13 protein-coding genes and 1 tRNA gene are annotated in these 19,214 nt (G+C 62.9%); 6 read left to right on the forward strand and 8 right to left on the reverse strand.

What is annotated here, in order from left to right:
* Positions 1-33: 33 nt before the first annotated feature.
* The 6 genes from MTX23_RS17715 to MTX23_RS17740 all read right to left on the reverse strand — a co-directional run bounded on the left by MTX23_RS17715 (position 34) and on the right by MTX23_RS17740 (position 5,882).
* On the reverse strand, positions 34-582 hold the full coding sequence (locus MTX23_RS17715) for a hypothetical protein (RefSeq protein ID WP_280977946.1): 549 nt from the start codon (positions 580-582) through the stop codon (positions 34-36).
* A 207-nt stretch (positions 583-789) separates the two neighbouring features.
* Positions 790-954 (reverse strand): hypothetical protein, encoded by a 165-nt coding sequence (locus tag MTX23_RS17720; protein ID WP_280977947.1) that lies wholly within the window; start codon positions 952-954, stop codon positions 790-792.
* Positions 955-1,023: 69 nt separating this feature from the next.
* Positions 1,024-1,787 (reverse strand): IS5 family transposase gene (locus MTX23_RS17725; protein WP_280972717.1). Its coding sequence is split into 2 segments (ribosomal slippage): positions 1,024-1,443 and positions 1,446-1,787, totalling 762 coding nucleotides; the frame shifts between segments, so codons are not numbered across the junction.
* 187 nt (positions 1,788-1,974) lie between these two features.
* Positions 1,975-2,050, reverse strand: a tRNA-Lys gene (locus MTX23_RS17730).
* Between the two features lie 220 nt (positions 2,051-2,270).
* Positions 2,271-5,099, reverse strand: coding sequence for a glycosyltransferase (locus tag MTX23_RS17735; protein WP_280977948.1), 2,829 nt, complete (start codon positions 5,097-5,099; stop codon positions 2,271-2,273).
* Between the two features lie 192 nt (positions 5,100-5,291).
* Complete coding sequence (locus tag MTX23_RS17740; RefSeq protein WP_280977949.1) at positions 5,292-5,882, reverse strand: beta-1-3, beta-1-6-glucan biosynthesis protein; 591 nt, start codon at positions 5,880-5,882, stop codon at positions 5,292-5,294.
* A gap of 243 nt (positions 5,883-6,125) precedes the next feature.
* On the opposite strand from MTX23_RS17740, the gene MTX23_RS17745 reads away from it, so the two are divergent.
* On the forward strand, positions 6,126-7,751 hold the full coding sequence (locus tag MTX23_RS17745; RefSeq protein WP_280977950.1) for a beta-(1-6) glucans synthase: 1,626 nt from the start codon (positions 6,126-6,128) through the stop codon (positions 7,749-7,751).
* Here the strand turns inward: MTX23_RS17745 and MTX23_RS17750 are convergent.
* Together MTX23_RS17750 and MTX23_RS17755 are read right to left on the reverse strand one after the other, a co-directional pair.
* The gene (locus MTX23_RS17750; RefSeq protein ID WP_280977951.1) at positions 7,711-8,091 is read right to left on the reverse strand and encodes a hypothetical protein; all 381 of its coding nucleotides are present in this window, start codon (positions 8,089-8,091) and stop codon (positions 7,711-7,713) included. The genes MTX23_RS17745 and MTX23_RS17750 overlap by 41 nt on opposite strands.
* A gap of 95 nt (positions 8,092-8,186) precedes the next feature.
* The gene (locus tag MTX23_RS17755; RefSeq protein WP_280977952.1) at positions 8,187-9,506 is read right to left on the reverse strand and encodes a hypothetical protein; all 1,320 of its coding nucleotides are present in this window, start codon (positions 9,504-9,506) and stop codon (positions 8,187-8,189) included.
* 171 nt (positions 9,507-9,677) lie between these two features.
* Between MTX23_RS17755 and glmU the strand changes: the two genes are divergently transcribed.
* From glmU to MTX23_RS17780, 5 genes are all read left to right on the forward strand, one after another.
* A complete protein-coding gene (glmU, locus tag MTX23_RS17760; protein WP_280977953.1) occupies positions 9,678-11,036 on the forward strand; it encodes a bifunctional UDP-N-acetylglucosamine diphosphorylase/glucosamine-1-phosphate N-acetyltransferase GlmU in 1,359 nt (452 codons plus the stop codon).
* A 737-nt stretch (positions 11,037-11,773) separates the two neighbouring features.
* A complete protein-coding gene (locus tag MTX23_RS17765) occupies positions 11,774-13,207 on the forward strand; it encodes an adenylate/guanylate cyclase domain-containing protein (protein WP_280977954.1) in 1,434 nt (477 codons plus the stop codon).
* Positions 13,208-13,603: 396 nt separating this feature from the next.
* On the forward strand, positions 13,604-16,177 hold the full coding sequence (locus tag MTX23_RS17770) for an MASE1 domain-containing protein (protein WP_280977955.1): 2,574 nt from the start codon (positions 13,604-13,606) through the stop codon (positions 16,175-16,177).
* Positions 16,178-16,481: 304 nt separating this feature from the next.
* Complete coding sequence (gene glmS / locus MTX23_RS17775; RefSeq protein ID WP_280977956.1) at positions 16,482-18,308, forward strand: glutamine--fructose-6-phosphate transaminase (isomerizing); 1,827 nt, start codon at positions 16,482-16,484, stop codon at positions 18,306-18,308.
* Positions 18,309-18,402: 94 nt separating this feature from the next.
* A complete protein-coding gene (locus MTX23_RS17780; RefSeq protein WP_280977957.1) occupies positions 18,403-19,179 on the forward strand; it encodes a DUF502 domain-containing protein in 777 nt (258 codons plus the stop codon).
* Positions 19,180-19,214 lie beyond the last annotated feature (35 nt).

Genomic DNA, 19,214 nt, shown 5'->3' on the forward strand with positions numbered 1-19,214 from the left:
AAGAGCACGCAATGGACTACCGAACGTTGACCGCTACGGAATAACGGCAAAATATCTGCGGTTGTTCGTATTTGGATCGGTGTTGTCGCTCGAGGAGAAAACGATCCCTTGGCCTTTCCAGTGGGCGTAACGGCCCGAACCAAAGTTGTGGATGTCGGCGAAAGTGCCGTGCGCAGGGCCGAGGGGTACGCCGTCCTCGTAGATGAGGAGCGGCGAGCTCCGGTCGTCTATGTTCTTAGGATCGTCTCCGAATTCATCGACTTGTTTGGATGTGTCGGGTGAAGCGACGACTGCGTTACCTTCCTTGTAGAACGGTCGGACGAGCTGAACGACTACTGCGCCCTTCGGAATAACAGGAATTGGTGCCTGAGAGAGCTGCCAAGCCATGGCAAAATAAATTCCAAAGAGTGCAGCAATGCCGATCAGAAACGGTTGCATCCCGATCGACGGCGTAGCCGGGATCGCATCGGCCCGCGCTCTCAAATCCGTCGCCATCGTCTCTAGGATTTTTCGACTCTCTGGGGTGGCTACGTGTGCCATCGCGAGCGCAGTGTGCTCCGCCTTGAGCAATTCATCCTTCATAGTCCGAGAGCCGCCCAACATAGCAAAAAGCCTCCCCAGCGCTCAAACTACTAAGCGCAACCATGGGTCGCAAGCTCGTCGACACATGGGTGACCTCCAAGAGGGGATGGATTTTTTACTGACCCAGGGTGCAGCCTTGAATGTAAACGAAGGCAACAGCGGCAGTGATGATGATAAGGGGTTTGGCGATCATTTTCGAAAATCCTTCTAGTTGTTAATGGTCAAATATTTATAGCGCGCCGCTATGCGCTCACGATCGTCAGGCATACCAATTCGGGCGCCGCCGATTGAATCACCGCGCCATGTTAGCCGCGCGCGGAACCTGTTGATCGTGGCGATCAAGGCCGTCGCTGCGCCAATGAGCAGCACCATTGGCGCGGGCGCTCCTAGCTCCACCAAGCGACGATGATATTCGCGACCACCGCTAGGCAGTGTGGACACTTATCGCATCCATAGGACGATGGCAGCGAGAGTGACGACGGCTCGGTAATTTCGGGCGGTTTTTTCGAAGCGGGTAGCGACGCGACGGAACTGCTTGAGTTTGGAGAAGCAGCATTCCACGAGATGGCGCTGGGCATAGAGATGCTTGTCGAGCGGATATTTGAGCGCGCGTGACGGGTTGTTGGGGATGACGGCGAGCGCGTTTTTGGCGGCGATGTGTTTGCGCAAATGATCGGCGTCATAGGCCGTGTCGGCGATGACGACCTCGGCAGGCAGTCCCTCGATTAACGCAGCGGCTTGCGGTGCATCGCCCTTCTGGCCTGCGGTGAGCGTGAACCGGACAGGACATCCCAAGCCGCGAACGGCCATATGGATCTTCGTGCTCAGGCCGCCGCGCGAGCGGCCAAGCGCCTGATCTTCAGGCCCCCTTTTTTCGCGCCGGCGGCGTGCTGATGCGCCCGGACGATGGTGGAATCGACGATCAGGTATTCGAAGTCCGGATCATCGGACATCGCCTCGAAGATCCGCCACCAAACACCCTTGGCGCTCCATCGGCTGAAGCGCCGGAACACACTGTTCCAGTCCCCGAACACCTCCGGAAGATCACGCCAGGGAGAGCCCGTGCGCACGATCCAAAGCACACCTTCCACGAACATCCGGTTGTCTCGCCCGGTCGAGCCCTTCTGGTCGGGCCGGCCGATGATCAGCGGCGCCATGCGCTCCCAGGCCGCGTCGCTCAATACCAAACGATCCATCACACCCAAGACTGCCTCCCCAAAAGCAGACTTGAATCTGATTTGCTCTCAAAAGGGAATCCTTAGAGTCCACACTGCCTAGCGCGAGGTATGCCCCTGCACAGATCCGGGCCAATTCTCCGGACGGTGTGTGCAATGGCTGGATCATCACCGCATTGTTCGGTCGGAATTTGCGGCTCAAGTATTTGATTTTGCTTGGTGAGCTCGGAGGGACTCGAACCCTCGACCCCATGATTAAAAGTCACGTGCTCTACCACCTGAGCTACGAGCTCACTCACCTAAAGCGTCGTTTCCGGACGTCGGCGGTTTCCCGCATCTCCGGATCATGCTCCAGCCCGCGCTGTGTAGGGGCCAGGGCTCATCGGGTCAATAGCGGAGCGCGCCGCAACCGTGGGGCGGAATGCGCCGGATTTGGCTTTGCAGGACCCGCGGTTACGACCGCTTCTTGAAGTCGGCCCCGTGGCTCGTCCACGGCATTCCGGCGGTTCCGGTTCAGCCATCCCGGCGCATGTCAGAGCCGACCGGCTGGGACGGGGCGGCGACCGAAGGCAGGCTGACCGGGCGCAGGCCGATTAGTTCCGCCGTGCGGATCGCGCTGTTGCGCCAGAACGAGAACTCGTTGATCCGCGAATTCTCCAGGATCGCGATCGCAACCGCTGACAGGAACGGCAGGCTTTCTAGCACCAGCACGGTGGCGAAGATGTAGATCTCACGCACCTGCTTGTATCCGTTGGTGGCGACCAGCACGACGGCGCCGATCAGGAGCAGAACGCCGATCACGGCTTCCCAGAACGCCTGGAATTCGATCGACATCCGCGACAGGCCGCCCTTCGAGGTGCGTGCGAATGCGAGGTGCTCGGTGATCAGGCCCTGGGCCACCGCGCGCGACACGGTCCACTGCACGCTCATCGCCGCGATCATGGCCCCCAGCATCTGGCCAGCCTTGATCTTCACCCGCAACCGGTACAGCGCCACGAAGTGCACCAGCGAGACGACGAAGGAGGCGATAATTGGCAGCGTCAGGATCTTGTCCGGAATTGCGATGTCGGCAAAGGCAACGATCGGCACCCAGATCAGGTTGAGAATCGCGACCACGACGCCGAGGCTTTCGGCACCCAGCCAATTGAGCCAGCCCAGCGAGAACTCGCGGCGCTGATCGGGTGTCAGGCGGCTGGCACCGGGCAGGAAGCGCCGCCAGTGCTTCTTGACGATCTGGAAGCCGCCATAGGCCCACCGGTGACGCTGCTTCTTGAAGGCCTCGTAGGTGTCGGGGAGGAGGCCTTCGCCGTAGCGCACATTGGTGTAGTGCGTGAGCCAGCCCTGCTGCTGGATCGTCAGCCCGAGATCGGTGTCCTCGCAGATCGTATCGCTGGACCAGCCGCCGGCCTTGTCCATCGCGGCGCGGCGGATCAGGCACATCGTGCCGTGCACGATGATGGCGTTGAACTCGTTGCGCTGGACCATGCCGATGTCGAAGAAGCCGGCATATTCGCCGTTCATGATGTAGTGCATCAGCGAGCGATCGCCGTCACGATGCTCCTGTGGAGCCTGCACAAGGCCGACGCGCGCGTCGGCAAAGGCCGGTACCAGATCCTTCAGCCAATCCGGATGCACGACATAGTCGGCATCGATGATGCCGATGATCTCGGCGTCCGCCGCGGTACGGTCCATCGCGATGCGCAGCGCGCCGGCCTTGAAGCCTTGCACCTTCTCGGCGTTGATGAACTTGAAGCGCTCGCCCAGGAGCCTGCAATGATCCTGGATCGGCCGCCAGAACTCCGGATCAGGCGTGTTGTTGATGATGCAGATGCATTCGAAATTCGGGTAGTCGAGCCGCGACACCGCATCGAGCGTCTGCTTCAGCATCTCGACCGGTTCGTAATAGGCGGGGATGTGGATCGAGACCTTGGGGAACGACACGTTCTCGCCGATCGTGGCCGGCGCAAGCGATGCGCTCTTGCCGATCAGGCGGCGCGGGCCGTGACCGAACGCCACGGCCGCGATCTCCTCGATCCGCGCCATCGCGATCAGCACCAGCGGAACGAGCAGGACCAGGCCGAGGCTGAGCGCAAAGGCGGAGCCCCAGACGAAATAGTGCGTGGTCCAGTAGGAGAACACCGTCGCAACCCACGCTCCGACGCCGTTGGCCGCCGCCGACAGCAGCAGCGTCTGCATCACGGTCGGTGAATCCAGCCGCAGGATCGGCAACGACATGAACAGCCCGACGAGCACGGCGACCGCAGCGATCTTCCAGTAGTTCAGATTCGTGATCGGACCGGTCCAGGCGAACTTCGCCTCGCGGTCTGCGTTGAGAATGCCCCAGTAAGGCCCGACGCCGCCTTCGAAGAACTTCCAGGGCTGATCGATCGCTTCGACGATGTTGTAGTCCATGCCGATGGCATCGGCGCGGGTGACGAAGTTCCGCAGCACCGAGGCCTGTTCGAACGGGCCCGGCTCGGCGTTGCGCAAATTGTAGCCCTGACTCGGCCAGCCGAATTCGGCGATCATGATGCGCTTGCCGGGGAACAGGTCGCGCAACAGGTTGAAGCGGTCGACCGCCTGATCCACCGCCTGCTTGTCGGTGAAGTTTTCCCAGTAGGGCAGCACGTGCGCCGCGATGAAGTCCGCGGAGTTGGCGAGCTGGGGATGGTCGCGCCAGATGTTCCAGATTTCGCCGGTCGTCACGGGAACGCTGACCGATTTCTTGACGCGCTGAATCAGCTTGATCAGCCGATGGACGTTGTTCTCCGCGACCGCCCATTTCGATGCCTCAGCGCGCTTGTCTTCGGGCTGCGCCTCCGCGTCCCGAATCCGCTGGGCTTCCTCGCGGAGGATCCGTTCGGACTCCTCGGGCGAGATACCGATCTCGGGGACCGAACCAAGATTCTCGAGCGGGATCTGCTCGCCACGGAACACGGTTTCGTTGCCGACCACGATGCCGATGACGTTGCTGTTCCGCTTGGCAAGGTTGATCGCGGCCTCGATCTCGCGATTGTTGCGGTTGGCGTCCTTGTCGACCCAGGCGCCGACCGTGACCTTCATGCCAAACTCGGCGGCGATCGGCGGCACGAGTTCATTGCCTTCGGTCGACGAATAGAGGCGGACTGCCCGCGTCAAGGTAGACAACTTCTTCAGGTCCGCACGCACCTTCTCGGTGTCGGCCGCAAGGTCAACGACGGTGTGGCCTGGTTCGAACGGTGCATAGGAGAGGCTCGGCAGCGTGCCGCGGAAATCCGGCGCCGACTGTTTCTCCTGGAACAGGCCCCACAATGCGGCGTGAGCGGCGGTGACAAGCAACAGGACGGCGACGACGGCGCGCATCGCGGTTAAACCATACGGGGCCTGAGATTGAGGACTAAGCGAACCCGTCCCCTAGGTTCGACCGGCACGGTGGTGGAGACAAAGATATCTCCACCACCCGATTTAACAACTGGTATGCCGCGATGGCGTTTTAAGGGCGTAAGCCGTTCCGGACGCAAATAAAGTCGGCCGAAACGGGTTTGCTCGACGCGGCTATTTCGCTGGCGTCGGTGAGGCCGACGGCGTCGGCGCAGGCGATGCCGCCGGCGTAGGCGAAGCATTGCCGGCCGTCGACGGCGCCGGGCTGGGTGAGGCCGCTGCCGCTGGCTGCGGCTGTGCGCCCGGGTTGACCCAGCAGGCGTGGATCCGGCCGTCGAGGCTGCGCGGCACCTTATCGTCGATCTGGGCGCCGAACCGGGTCAGGCAACGGAAGGCCGCCTGGACGTGTCCGCCGGGGCAGCCGAACCGGTCGTAAAGATCAAGATGGCGGAAGGCGGTGTCGAGATCGTCAAGCCACATCAAGCGGACGACCCGGCGCCCGAGCCAGACGCATTCCGGGTTGCCGGCCGGGCCGTTGATGGCCTGCTGGGCCTCGATGAACTCGTCGGTCTTGCGCTGATTATTTTCCTTCGCGGCATTTGCATTGGCGTCGGCCGGATTTCCGGACTGTTGCTTGGCCTGATCCGGCGGATTGGGCGTGCCGCTCTGGGCGAAAGCGCCGCCGGCCCCCATCAGAAGCGCAAGGCCCGTTACGGCAAGGTGGCGCAAACCCGTGTTCTTCAACTCAAGCAGCCGTCGACGCATGCATTCCCCGATATGTTCCCACCCCGCGGGACACCCTAACGGCTCGCGTGATGCCGTCCAAATAGGTCTCCAGTGCGGCGGAAGACTCTGCTGCAGTCTGATGACCGGAATTTCAATTTTTGTCCAGCAAAGTCACAACTTTATCGCAGCAGCGCAAAACTGTCGCAGGACAACCATGGTATTGACCGATTCCCGCTCTTGGCAGATGGGCTGTGACCGGCTAATTCGACGGTCCCCCGGAGGATGGAACCGATTTCGCTTCGTACGCCGCTGGCGCTTCTCCTAATTTCACTGTCGGTCATCGCAGCCGTGTGGTGGTGGCTTGCCACACCGATCACGCTTGTGCGCGCGCCGATCGATCCCAACGCTAAGCTGCAATGCGTGTCCTACACGCCGTTCCGCGGTGCCCAGACGCCGCTGGATCCGTCGACGCAGATTCCGGCCGAGCAGATTGAGCAAGACCTGACCGAGCTCGCCAAGGTCACCGATTGCGTCCGCACCTATTCGATCGAGAACGGTCTCGATCAGGTGCCGGGCATCGCGGCCAAGGTTGGCCTCAAGGTGATGCAGGGCATCTGGCTCGGCAGCAACCGCTTCAAGAACCTGCAGCAGATCGCGATCGCGGTGCGGCTCGCCAAGCAATATCCAGACGTGATCACCTCGCTGATCGTCGGCAACGAGGTGCTCCTGCGCGGCGAGATGACCACCGCCGATCTCGCCGCCAACATCCGCGCCGTCAAGGCACAGGCCAACGTTCCCGTCACCTATGCCGACGTCTGGGAATACTGGCTGAAGAACCGCGAGATCTACGACGCGGTCGATTTCGTCACCATTCACATCCTGCCGTATTGGGAGGACATGCCGGTCAAGGCCAAGTTCGCCGCCGCCCATGTCGACGACATCCGCAAGCGGATGGCGGTGGCGTTCCCGGGCAAGGAGATCCTGATCGGCGAGACCGGCTGGCCGAGCGCCGGGCGGATGCGGGAAGGCGCACTGCCGTCGCGCACCAACCAGGCGCGCGTGGTCTCCGAGATCCTGGACCTCGCCAAGCGCGAGGGTTTTCGCGTCAACCTGATCGAGGCCTATGACCAGCCCTGGAAGCGCAAGCTCGAGGGTACCGTCGGCGGCTATTGGGGCCTGTTCGATTCCGTGCGCCGGCAGGTGAAGTATCCGCCGGGTGTCGCGATCAGCAACTATCCCGCCTGGAAGCTGCACATGGCCTGCGGCATGGTGCTGAGCGTCTTCACCTTCCTTGCGGCGTGGCTGACGCTGCGGCGCCGGCCGTGGACGCCGCGGCCTTCGGCCTGGCTCGCGGTCGGTGTCTCCGCGACGACCGCGGGCGCGCTGCTTGGGATCGGCGTCGACAAGATGACCTATGAGAGCTACGGCGCCGGCGGCTGGCTGGTATGGGGCGCGTTGCTGGCGGCCGGGATTGCCGCACCCTTGCTGACCGCGCATGCGCTGGTCGCCGGCCGCCCGCTGCCGACCTTCCTCGAATTGCTCGGGCCGCGCGACTACCGCGGCAAGGGCGCGCTCGCGGCGCTGCTCGCGATCGTGCTGGCCGTGACCACCGTCATCGCCACCGAGACTGCGCTCGGCTTCACCTTCGACCCCCGCTATCGCGATTTCCCCTATGCCTCGCTGACCATGGCGGTGGTGCCGTTCGCGCTGCTGACCCTGTTCAACCGCCCGAAGGAGGGTACCCGTCCGATCGCGGAATCGGTGTTTGCCGGCCTGCTCGCGATCGCTGCGGCCTACACGCTCTACAACGAGGGCACGATCAACTGGCAGTCCGACTGGACCTGCTCGATGTACCTTTTGCTCGCCGCTACGCTGTGGCGGGCGCGGGCCGCGCAAAACTCAGGATAAATAGTCCGATCGCGACCCCCGACAGCGCGACGTTGTAAAGCACGATCCCCAGGCCGGCGGCGATCAATCCGCCGGTCAGCAGCACGATCGACGGCCGTATCAGGTTCAGCACCGCGATCACGAGCGCGGTGATCCCGAACACCCAGTGCTTGAACAGCACGGTCGAAAGCGCGCGCGCCTTGCAGATCATCGTTTGCAGACCGGCATCGCAGGCGAGCGCAACGGTCGAGAATTCAATTGCCAGGTAGCGCAGGTAAAGCGCGTAGCCGATGGTCAGGAAGCCCACGACCATCAGGAACTGGACCTGGTAGGGGGAGAGGCGGAACGGAGGTTTTGTCATCGCGGCAATATGGTCGGGAACGGAGGGCGGGACAAGGCTCGGCTAGAGCAGCGAAATCAGGTGAAAATCCGGCCGCAATGCCTTGCTTGGCATGATCATTGGCTGTTGCGCCGGAAGATCGAGGAGAACGTCGTCGGCTCCGGCTTCTTTTCCTCGGCAACCGGCGGTGGCGGGGGCGGCGGCACGGCGACGTGTTTCGGGGCCACGCGGCGGTGGACCGGCCTGCCTGCCGGCGGCGTGTCATCGGGTTTGAGCGATAGCCGCTGGCCGTCATAGATCGCGGTCTCGCAGGCCCGGTGGCTCAGGCTCAGCTCGGCGCAGATCCTGGCGGCGGTGCCGGCATCGTTCAGCGGTCCGGCGACCAAATGGAGCTGCATGCCGAGCCCGTTGGCGCTTTCCTTGATGACGATGATCGGTCGCAACGCGGCGAGCGGCGCGTTCGCTTTGGACTTCAGGAGACCGTGCCATAGCGCACGCAGGCCGTTGACCGAATTCGCCGTGCCGAGATCGACGCCGAACTCGGTGCGTTGGATCTGCGCCTTCGGGGCGCCGGCGTCGTCCGCCGTCGCATCGCTCGCCCGGGCCGCGGTCGCAATGTCGGGCATCGGTGCCGCCGTCACCCCCTTGGCCGGTTCGACCGGCATGCTGGAGGCGGGAGCCGGTGGTCCGATGATCGACGTGTCGGCGACCTGCGGTTCGGCGGGCTTTGGCCTCGAGGGTTTTCCGTCATCGGCACCAGCCGGCACCGCCACGACGAGCGGGCCGGCAGCCGGCGCGGCGGACGCAGCCACCGCCGAGACATTGTCCAAAATCGGCGCTGGCGGCCTTTCAGAGGCGGCCTGCGGCTTAACGGCGGCGACTGGCTTCTCCGCCGCGGCCGCTTTCTCCGCAGCCGCCGGCCTGTCGGCTGGGGCGGTTGCGATCGGCGCCACTGCGGGGGCCGCGGCAACAGGCGTCGCCGGCGGCGGATTGGCCTGGCCCGGTGCGGCGGGTGCCGTCGCCGGGGTCGACGGAGCTGCGACGGGCATCTGAGCCTGCTTCGCGACGGCGCCGGTGATGGAATCCAGGCTCTGCTCCAGCGTGGTGACGCGCGAATAGAGCCGGTCGCGGTCGCTGTTGAGCGTGTCGATCGCCAGGGCGAGCCGCCGGGTCTCGTTGTGGCTCTCCTTGGTCAGCGTCTGCAGTTGTTGCGCCTGGCGGGCGAGGTCGGCGGCGGCAAGCTGGTCGCGCTCGAGCGTCAGCGACGACTGGTTGGCCATCACGGCGACTGTGACCGCGCCGACCGCGGCAAAACCCCACGACCCGAGCCGCCACAGCATGCCGCGATCGAACTCGTTCTCCTCGGCCAGAACGCTACCCAGCAGACCGTCGTCAGTCTGCAACTCCGCCGCCAGCTTGTCGGGATCTTTGGCCAAAGCCCGTTCGGCCCTCCTCAAGGCCCGCCGAATCACAGGGTAAAGATTAACAGGAAATGGCCGGGGAACTTGAATCCGGACGCGCACGGAGGCGAAACGGTTTCCTCTCTGCGGGAAAACAATTAAAGACGGCCCGGCGCAGACGAGTCCGCGCGACACTGAGGATACGGAATGACTGCGCGATCGAGCCTGACGGTAGTGCTTGCGGCCGGCGAGGGGACGCGCATGCGCTCGTCGCTGCCCAAGGTGCTGCATCCCGTGGCCGGCCAGTCGCTGCTGTCGCATGTGCTTGACGCCGCCGCTGCCGGCGAGGGGGCCTCGCTCGCCGTCGTGATCGGGCCGGACCACCAGGCCGTCGCCGACGAGGTGCACCGCGTGCGGCCCGACGCACAGACCTTCATCCAGCGCGAGCGGCTCGGTACCGCGCATGCGGTGCTTGCCGCGCGCGACGCGCTGGTCCGCGGCGCCGACGACCTCCTGGTCGCATTCGGCGACACGCCATTGATCTCGGCCGAGACATTTGCGCGCATGCGCGCGCCGCTGCAGCGGGGCGCGGCGCTTGCGGTGCTCGGCTTCCGTGCCGCCGATCCGACCGGCTATGGCCGGCTCGTGGTCGAGAACGGCAAGCTGGTTGCGATCCGCGAGCAGGCCGACGCCAGCGCCGAGGAACGCAAGATCACGCTGTGCAATGCCGGCGTGATGGCGTTCGACGGCAGCCGCGCGCTCGCGATCATCGAGAAGATCGGCAATGCTAACGCCAAGGGCGAATTTTATCTGACCGATGCCGTCGGCATCGTCAGGGAACTGGGACTGGAGGCCGTCGTGATCGAAACCAGCGAAAACGAAGTGCGCGGCATCAACACCAAGGCGCAGCTCGCCGAGGCCGAGGCCGTGATGCAGGCGCGGCTGCGCAAGCAGGCGCTCGACGCCGGCGTGACGATGATCGCGCCCGAGACCGTCTATCTCGCTGCCGACACCACGTTCGGCAAGGACGTCACGATCGAGCCGTTCGTGGTGATCGGCCCCGGCGTGTCGATCGCCGACGGCGCGGTGATCCATTCCTTCTCCCACATCGTCGAGGCGAGCATCGGCAAGAAGGTCTCGGTCGGTCCCTATGCTCGGATCCGGCCCGGCACCTCGCTCGGCGATGGCGTGCGGATCGGCAATTTCGTCGAGACCAAGGCGGCGACGCTCGAGGCCGGCGTCAAGGTCAACCATCTCTCGTATGTCGGCGATGCCCATGTCGGCGCCAATTCCAACCTCGGCGCCGGCACCATCACCTGCAACTATGACGGCTTCCTCAAGCACAAGACGTTGATCGGCGAGGGCGCCTTCGTCGGCACCAACTCGTCGCTGGTGGCGCCGGTCAAGATCGGCAAGGGCGCCTATATCGGCTCGGGCTCGGTCATCACCAAGGACGTGCCGGACGACGCGCTGGCCGTGGAGCGCAGCCAGCAGACCATCCGCGAAGGCGGCGCCGCGCGCTACCGCGAGATCAAGCTGAAGGAGAAGGCGGCGAAGGGGAAGTGAAGAGTATGAGGTGCGGCTGAGTTTTGCTGGCGTCATTGCGAGGAGCGCAGCGACGAAGCAATCCATATTGCAGCAAGCGGAGGCATGGATTGCTTCGCTTCGCTCGCAATGACGTAAGCCATACATCCTCGTTCTCGCGACATGAATCGTCCGAGGTTTATCTTTCGTTTCCGCCCTCTCGTGATCAGAGGGCGCAGGGAAAGCCGGGTGCCGATCGCACCCATGGGTCCCGTGCAAATAGAAAGCACGGGAGGTAGGACCACAGGTGAAACCGGAAAACACTCCGGCTTTCCCTGCGCGATGGTTTTACGGCTTATACGTGCTCTCCCCGGCGAGACCGGGCTTTGTTGTCACCGTCGTCCGCAAGAGACGCCAGCCTCTTGCGGCGAGACACCTGCCACTGGGGGCGTCAGGCCTGCACGATTTCGCCGTCCGCCCCATGCGCACTCGTCAGTTGCGCACTCGGCGTCCACCGCATCCCAACCCAACACTCATGACGATCGCGAAGCGCCCCTCAAGCGGGTGAGACGGGCCATTCATACACCGAGTTGCATTTCTGTAAAACAGAAATATTTTGGATGCGGGGCCTTGCGCCGTCGGGCAACTCAGTGCCATGGGCGATCGCTACTCCGGACTCTCGCAGAGGGTGTTGGGCTCGCCCCGAGCTCATGAATTGTGTATTTAGGTTGAGTGGAACGCCGAGGCCGATCGAGGTTTAATCGCGGTATCATGATGTGATGATCGACGAGAAAAAGCTCGAAGAGCGCCTGGTCGCGCTCGAAGCGGCCAAATCCTGGAGTCCGCGCGTCATCTCGCGGCTGGAGATGCTGCTGCGCTCGGGCACGGACGAGGCACTCTACCGCATCAATCCGATCCAGTTCGCCACTGAGAAATCGATTGCCGAAGCTGAAGCGATCGACCTTTTCCTCCATGCCTGTGTGGCTGGGCTGTTCGATATGGACTGGCTGCTCGTCTGTCCGATGTGCTCCGACGTTGTCGAGAGCTTCCGAAGCCTGCGCAAGCTGCACACGCATTTCCACTGCCACCTGTGTCAAAGCGATTACGACGCCGCGCTCGACGATTACATCACGGTGACGTTTACGGTTTCGCCCGCGGTACGCAGCATCCGCTTCCATAAACCCGATGCGCTTTCGGCCTGGGATTACGTCTTCCACTACAAAATGACGCCAGGCGGCGTCATGCCGGACGGCGTGCCATGGAACGAGACTGCCAAAGCGCTGGTGAGGGCGCTCACCCGCATAGAGCCAGGTTCTGCAGCCAATCTCGAGGTCGATGCCACCGAAGGCGCGCTTCTGGGCCAGGATTTCGAAAGCGACGCCCAGTTTCTTGTCCCGGTCGCAAGGGGGGCGGGTGTAGCGCCACCGCATGTGTCGGTCATGCTCGACGGCGGCAAATGCGTGGCCGCCACAGCGAGCATCGCGCCCGGCAAGGTCGTGTTCGAAGTTCACAACGCTGGTGAGCTGCCAGTGGTATTCGGCATCCTGCAGCTTCCAACGGCGACGTTTCAGCGCCCGAAGCTTCGCTTCACGCCATCCTTATCCGGCAAGCGACTGCTGATGACACAAACCTTTCGCGACTTCTTCCGCTCAGAGGTGATCAGCGCGACGGAGGGCATTGCGGTTCTCGACGTGACCCTCGTATTCACCGATCTCAAGGGCTCGACGGCGCTCTACGAGCGGATCGGCGACCTGAACGCCTACATTCAGGTGCAGCGGCACTTCCAGCATCTTCTCGACGCCACTGTTCGGCACGATGGCGCCGTCACCAAGACGATCGGTGACGCCGTGATGGCGGCGTTTTTGACTTCGGCCGATGCGGTCCAGGCGGCGCTTGATATGCGCGAGGCCGTGGATCAGCTCAATCGGGACCGCCCGCAGCGTGATTTCATCCTGAAAATCGGCGTGCATCGGGGGGCCTCGATCGCGGTCACGCTCAACGAGCGGCTCGATTATTTTGGCCAGACGGTGAATATCGCAGCACGGGTGCAGAACCTTGCCGATGGCGACGAGATTTGCATCACCGAGGAGGTTTATGGCGCGCCGGCTGTGGCGGAGATTATTGCGCCATACCCGGTGGCAAAGAGCCAGGCGGAACTCAAGGGCGTCAGCAGGGCCATGTCGGTTTATCGTCTGGCCCGAATGCCATCCTAGTCGGCGCAACTGGCCGCGCCTTGCGCGGACCCGTTGGCGAGCACGGGAACGACGGCGCTGCTCGCCAGGGCGTGTCCTCATGAACGTTGGCCTTCGAGGGAGAGCCGACGTCCTGCACGGATCGCAATCGGACCTGCTTGTGTTCCTGGCGCCAACGTGCACCCTTTCGTCTCCTGTTGTGCCTCCGCCGTTAGGTCAATGGTCCTGCCGGAGCGCCCCTGGTTTCGAACTTGCCAGGCGTCCCTCAAGCGACCATCGTGCGGCCATGCTTTGGTCAAAACTGCAGTATTTGGCGGGGGCAACGTGCTGGAAATGCAACTGCCCGCTTTGGGCTAACATTGGACAGCGGGGCGGTTCCCCACCGCATCTTTGACGCGCCGACCGCAAAGGCCTGTGATGGAAAGCGCAACTCTTGATAAAGCAGATATTTTCGCTCTTGGCAGCGCTCGGAGTGCTGCGACCTACTTGGTCGAGCTCCTCATAGTCGCCGCGATTTACGGTGCCCTTGCCGCGTGCGCGAGCTTCCTGCCCGCAATAAATCCGGCCGCGACGCCGTTGTGGCCGCCAACCGGGCTTGCGCTCGCGCTGGTCATGCTGCGCGGTTACAGGATTTGGCCCGCGATCTTGGCGGGGGCCGCTTCTCCCCATCTCATGGCCGACCGATCGATCCTGGAGTTTGGCTGCGTGGGGATCGGCACTGTCCTTGCCGCATTGGCCGGGACATGGCTGATTGGTCGCTGGTCGAACGGTCAACAGACGTTTTCTACTCCCTCGGGTATCGCGAAGTTTGCAATTATCTCCTTTGCGCCGACCACGATCATCAGTTCATCCATTGCCCTGGCCGGATTCATTTTCGCCAACGAACCAGGCCTTTCCGACTCCGTCGTGACCTGGTTGACCTGGTGGCTTGCAGACGCGGCTGGGACTTTGGTGATTGCTCCGATCGTCGTGCTTTGGGCAACGATGCCCTCACGCAGTTCTTTCGAACGGAATCTATTGGAATTGATCGCAGTCTCTGCCGTGGTGAGCATCATCGGGATCGTTGCTTACAGCCCGCTCATCGGCAGTGACCTCATCGGCAACGATCTTAACGTGCTGCTGCCGTATCGGAGCCTTCTGGGCTTTCTGGTTTTGCTGCCGTTGATGTGGGCTGGTCTGCGCGGCAATCGATGCAACGTCGCTACGGCCGCGCTCGTTTTCGTCGGAACGGCTGTGTGGGGCTTCTCGGCGGGCGACGATCCATTTCCGAAAACGGACCTGAATGGAGCGCTGTTATCGTTGCTGGTGCTTTCGATCAGCGTATCGGTGCCGCCGCTTGCCTTGGCTGCGGCAATTGCAACGCACCAGGCCACCGAAGCCCATTTGCGCTCGGTTCAGGACCAACTGTACCGTCAGGTCGAACGGAAGGCTTTGGCGCTCGACAGCGTCAGACGCCACTTCCAATCTCTTATCGAAGGTGTTGTCGACTATGCAATCTTTGCCCTTGATAAAGAAGGACACGTAACGAGCTGGAACAGTACCGCTCAAAAGATCATCGGCTACACTCCGGAAGAAATCATAGGCAAGCATTTTGGGATATTCTATCGGCCGGATGAACGCCGCGCGGGTTCACCGAGCCATGCATTGGAGTCGGCAATCCAAGAAGGCAAGCACGAGGTCGAGGGTTGGCGCATCAGAAAAAATGGTACGCCGTTCTTCATCACCGGCTCCGTCTCTTCGAGCCGTGATGCCTCAGGAAATCTGATCGGTTTTATCAGTATACTCCGGGACGCAACCGAACGACGCGATGCGGAGGAGAAACTGGTCCAGGCGCGCGAACAACTCGCAATGTCCCAGAAAATGGAGGCAATCGGCAAGCTGACCGGTGGGATTGCACACGACTTCAACAATCTATTGATGATCATCGGTGGTAGCGCGCAGATCTTTACACGCCTGCTTGATCCAAAACTGCCACGAGCGATCGAAGCCATACAGACCGCGGCCAAGCGCGGGGAAAGTCTCACACGCCAATTGCTGACATTCTCTCGTCATCAGCATCTCAGCCCGACGGTTGTTGATCTGAATGCGTCGATCAAGAACATGCGGACCATGATCGAGAGCTCACTGCGCGGCAACATTGTGTACAACGAAAACATCGGCGAGGGTGTCTCGCCGGTTAAGGTGGATCTCGCCGAGCTGGAACTTGCGATTGTCAACATTGCCGTCAATGCGCGCGACGCAATGACGAACGGCGGCACGTTCACGCTATCCCTTCATGCCGTGACCGTAGACCAGGAAACCGGCGGCGATCGCCGTGGGAAGGCCTTCTTTGCGATTGCGCTTAGCGATACGGGCACCGGTATTCCGCCAAATCTTCTGTCCAAGATGTTCGATCCATTTTTCACGACCAAAGAGGTCGGAAAAGGGACCGGGCTCGGATTGTCCCAGGTTTATGGGTTTGCGCACCAGGCCGGCGGAACGGTGACCGCCGACAGCAAGGTCGGACAAGGAACGACGATTACAATCTTTCTGCCGTCTTGTGCAGACGAGCAAATCGCCAGCAAAGGGCTCGCCGCTGCGAGAACAAGAGCACGGCATCCGCAGCGCCAGACGGTTCTCGTGGTCGACGACAGCGCCGATGTGGCGGATGTGACATCCTCGCTGTTCGAGCATCTGGGCTATGACACCATTTACCGAGATTCGGCCGAAGCGGCATTAAAGCTGCTCGAAGCCGGCACAAAGATAGATCTCGTTTTCAGCGATATCGTCATGCCAGGGACCATCGATGGCGTCGGGCTGGCGAGAGAAATTCGGTCGCGGTATCCCCATTTGCCGGTAGCTCTCACAACCGGTTACAGCGATGCGGCAAAAGCAGCTCCCCCAAACCTAAGAATACTGCGTAAGCCGTTCGATACCGAGGCACTCAGGGATTTTATCCAGGATATTGCGCCGCCGCGATCGATGAGATCATCCGGCGTACCTCTGGGGTAAAGCACTACGCACGGTATGCGCAGAAGTTGATTCCGAACTCCTCGCCGCCGAGCCGGCTGACCACGTCGGACGTGCGCTGCGGCGACAGTCGGAGGCCTGAGTGAGGATAGCTCTTCGCCGGCGTATTGGACTGCTCGCCCTGGGTGGGTTAATCCGCATTAACCGGCCTTTCGCGCCAATCTTGCTGTTTAAGACTGTCGCAATCCGCAATAATTATTGAGTATCTTGCAGCCGGCGATTCCCGTTAAGGGACCGTGTCGCCGCCTTGGCAAATTTTCGGCGATTTTTGAGGACATTGAACCGCATGTGCGGCATCGTCGGCATTCTTGGACGCGCTCCGGTCGCGGAGCAATTGGTGGATTCGCTCAAGCGGCTGGAGTATCGCGGCTATGATTCGGCCGGCGTGGCCACGCTGGAGAACGGCGGGCTGGCGCGCCGCCGCGCCGAAGGCAAGCTGAAGAATCTCGAGGGCCGGCTCGAGGCGAAGCCGCTCGGCGGCCATACCGGCATCGGCCACACCCGCTGGGCGACCCACGGCAGACCGACCGAGAACAATGCGCATCCGCACGCGACCGAGCGCGTCGCCGTTGTCCACAACGGCATCATCGAGAACTTCCGCGAGCTGCGCGAGGAGCTCGAGGCCAAGGGCACCGTGTTCACGACTGAGACCGACACCGAGGTCGTGGTGCATCTGGTCGACGACCTGCTCAAGGGCGGCGTCAAGCCGATCGAGGCGGTGAGGGCGGTGCTGTCGCTGCTCCGCGGAGCCTTCGCGCTCGGCTTCATCTTCGCCGGCGAGGACGACCTGATGATCGGCGCCCGCAACGGCCCGCCGCTCGCGATCGGCCATGGCGACGGCGAGATGTATCTGGGATCGGATGCGATCGCGCTCGGCCCGTTCACCGACACGGTGAGCTATCTCGAGGACGGCGACTGGGTGGTGCTGACGCGCAAGGGCGCGACCATCTTCGACAAGGACAACGCGATCGTCCAGCGTGAGGCGATCAAGCACACGACCGCGACCGCGCTGGTCGACAAGGCCAATTACCGCCACTTCATGGCAAAGGAGATCCACGAGCAACCGGAAGTGGTCGGGCACACGCTTGCCCGCTACGTCGACATGGCGACCGAGCGCGTGACGCTGCCGGTGAAGCTGCCGTTCGACTTCAACGACATCCAGCGTGTCTCGATCACCGCCTGCGGGACCGCGAGCTATGCCGGCTTCATCGGAAAGTACTGGCTGGAGCGGCTGGCGCGGCTGCCGGTCGAGCTCGATGTCGCCTCCGAGTTCCGCTACCGCGAGGCGCCGCTGCGCAAGGGCGATCTCGCGATCTTCATCTCGCAGTCCGGCGAGACCGCCGACACGCTCGCGGCGTTGCGCTACGCCAAGGCGCAGGGCGCGCACACGCTGTCGGTCGTCAACGTGCCGACCTCGACGATCGCGCGCGAAAGCGAGACCGTGCTGCAAACGGTCGCCGGTCCCGAGATCGGGGTCGCTTCGACCAAGGCCTTCACCTGCCAGCTCATGGTGCTGGCCTCGCTGGCCGTCGCCGCCGGCAAGGCGCGCGGCGAACTCTCCGACGCCGACGAGGCCAAGCTGGTGCACGGGCTCGTCGAGATCCCGCGTCTGATGTCGGAGGCGCTCACGATCGAGCCGCAGATCGAGAAGCTGGCGCGTGAGATCTCGAAATCGCGCGACGTGCTCTATCTCGGCCGCGGCACCAGCTATCCGCTGGCGATGGAAGGCGCGCTGAAGCTGAAGGAGATCTCCTACATCCATGCCGAGGGCTATGCCGCCGGTGAGCTCAAGCATGGGCCGATCGCGCTGATCGACGAGCACATGCCGGTGGTGGTGATCGCGCCCTACGACAAGGTGTTCGAGAAGACCGTCTCCAACATGCAGGAGGTCGCCGCGCGCGGCGGCAAGATCATCCTGATGACCGACGCCAAGGGCGCGGCCGAGGCGACGATCCAGTCGCTGCTGACGATCGTGATGCCCGACATGGGGGCGGCTTTCGCGCCGATCGTCTATGCCGTGCCGGTGCAGCTGCTCGCCTATCATACCGCCGTGGTGATGGGCACCGACGTCGACCAGCCGCGGAATCTGGCCAAATCGGTCACGGTCGAATAGTCGCAAGCGGCGCCGTCACGAACCTCTTCAAAAACCTGCCGGGATGGCTTAGCTGGATGGTGGGCTACGGCCGCTTCGACCACCTGGAACCGCAATGACGTCCAAACAAGTGCCTCCTGTTACCCCGGGTGAACTCCCGCCGCCGGACGCCCCTCGGGGAGTGATGGCGCGCTTCCGCAACTATTTCCTGACCGGCCTGGTCGTGGCCGGGCCGGTTGCGATCACCCTGTATCTGACCTGGTGGTTCGTCACCTGGGTCGACGGCCTGGTGCGTCCGTTCGTGCCGATCGCCTACCGCCCGGAGACCTATCTGCCGTTCGGGCTGCCCGGGGCGGGCCTGGTCGTTGCCGTAGTCGCGCTGACGCTGTTGGGCTTCCTGACCGCCAACCTGGTCGGCCGCTCACTGGTCGATCTCGGCGAAAGGCTGCTCGGGCGGATTCCCGCCGTGCGCGCGATCTATCGCGGCCTGAAGCAGGTGTTCGAGACGCTGTTCTCCAGTAACGGATCGAGCTTCCGCCGCGTCGGGCTGGTCGAGTTTCCGTCACCCGGCATGTGGTCGATCGTGCTCATCTCGCAGGCGCCGAGTGCCGACGTCTCGGCAAGCCTACCGGGCAATGAGGAGCACATCTCGGTGTTCCTGCCGTGCTCGCCGAACCCGACCACCGGCTTCTTCTTCTACGTGCCGAAGAGCAAGATCATCGAGGTCGAGATGAGCGCCGAGGATGCCGCGACGCTGATCATGTCGGCCGGCGTGGTGCAGCCCGGCACCAACGATCAGAAGCGGGCCGCCGCGCTCGCCGGCATGGCCAATGCCGCGCGCATCGCCAACCAGGCCTCGCTGCAGCCGGTGGCGCCGGCCAAGGTCGAGTAGGCCGGCTGCGGTCATTCCCTGTCGCCGTCCACGCC

It is taken from the genome of Bradyrhizobium sp. ISRA436 (assembly GCF_029910015.1).
Taxonomy (GTDB): Bacteria; Pseudomonadota; Alphaproteobacteria; order Rhizobiales; family Xanthobacteraceae; genus Bradyrhizobium.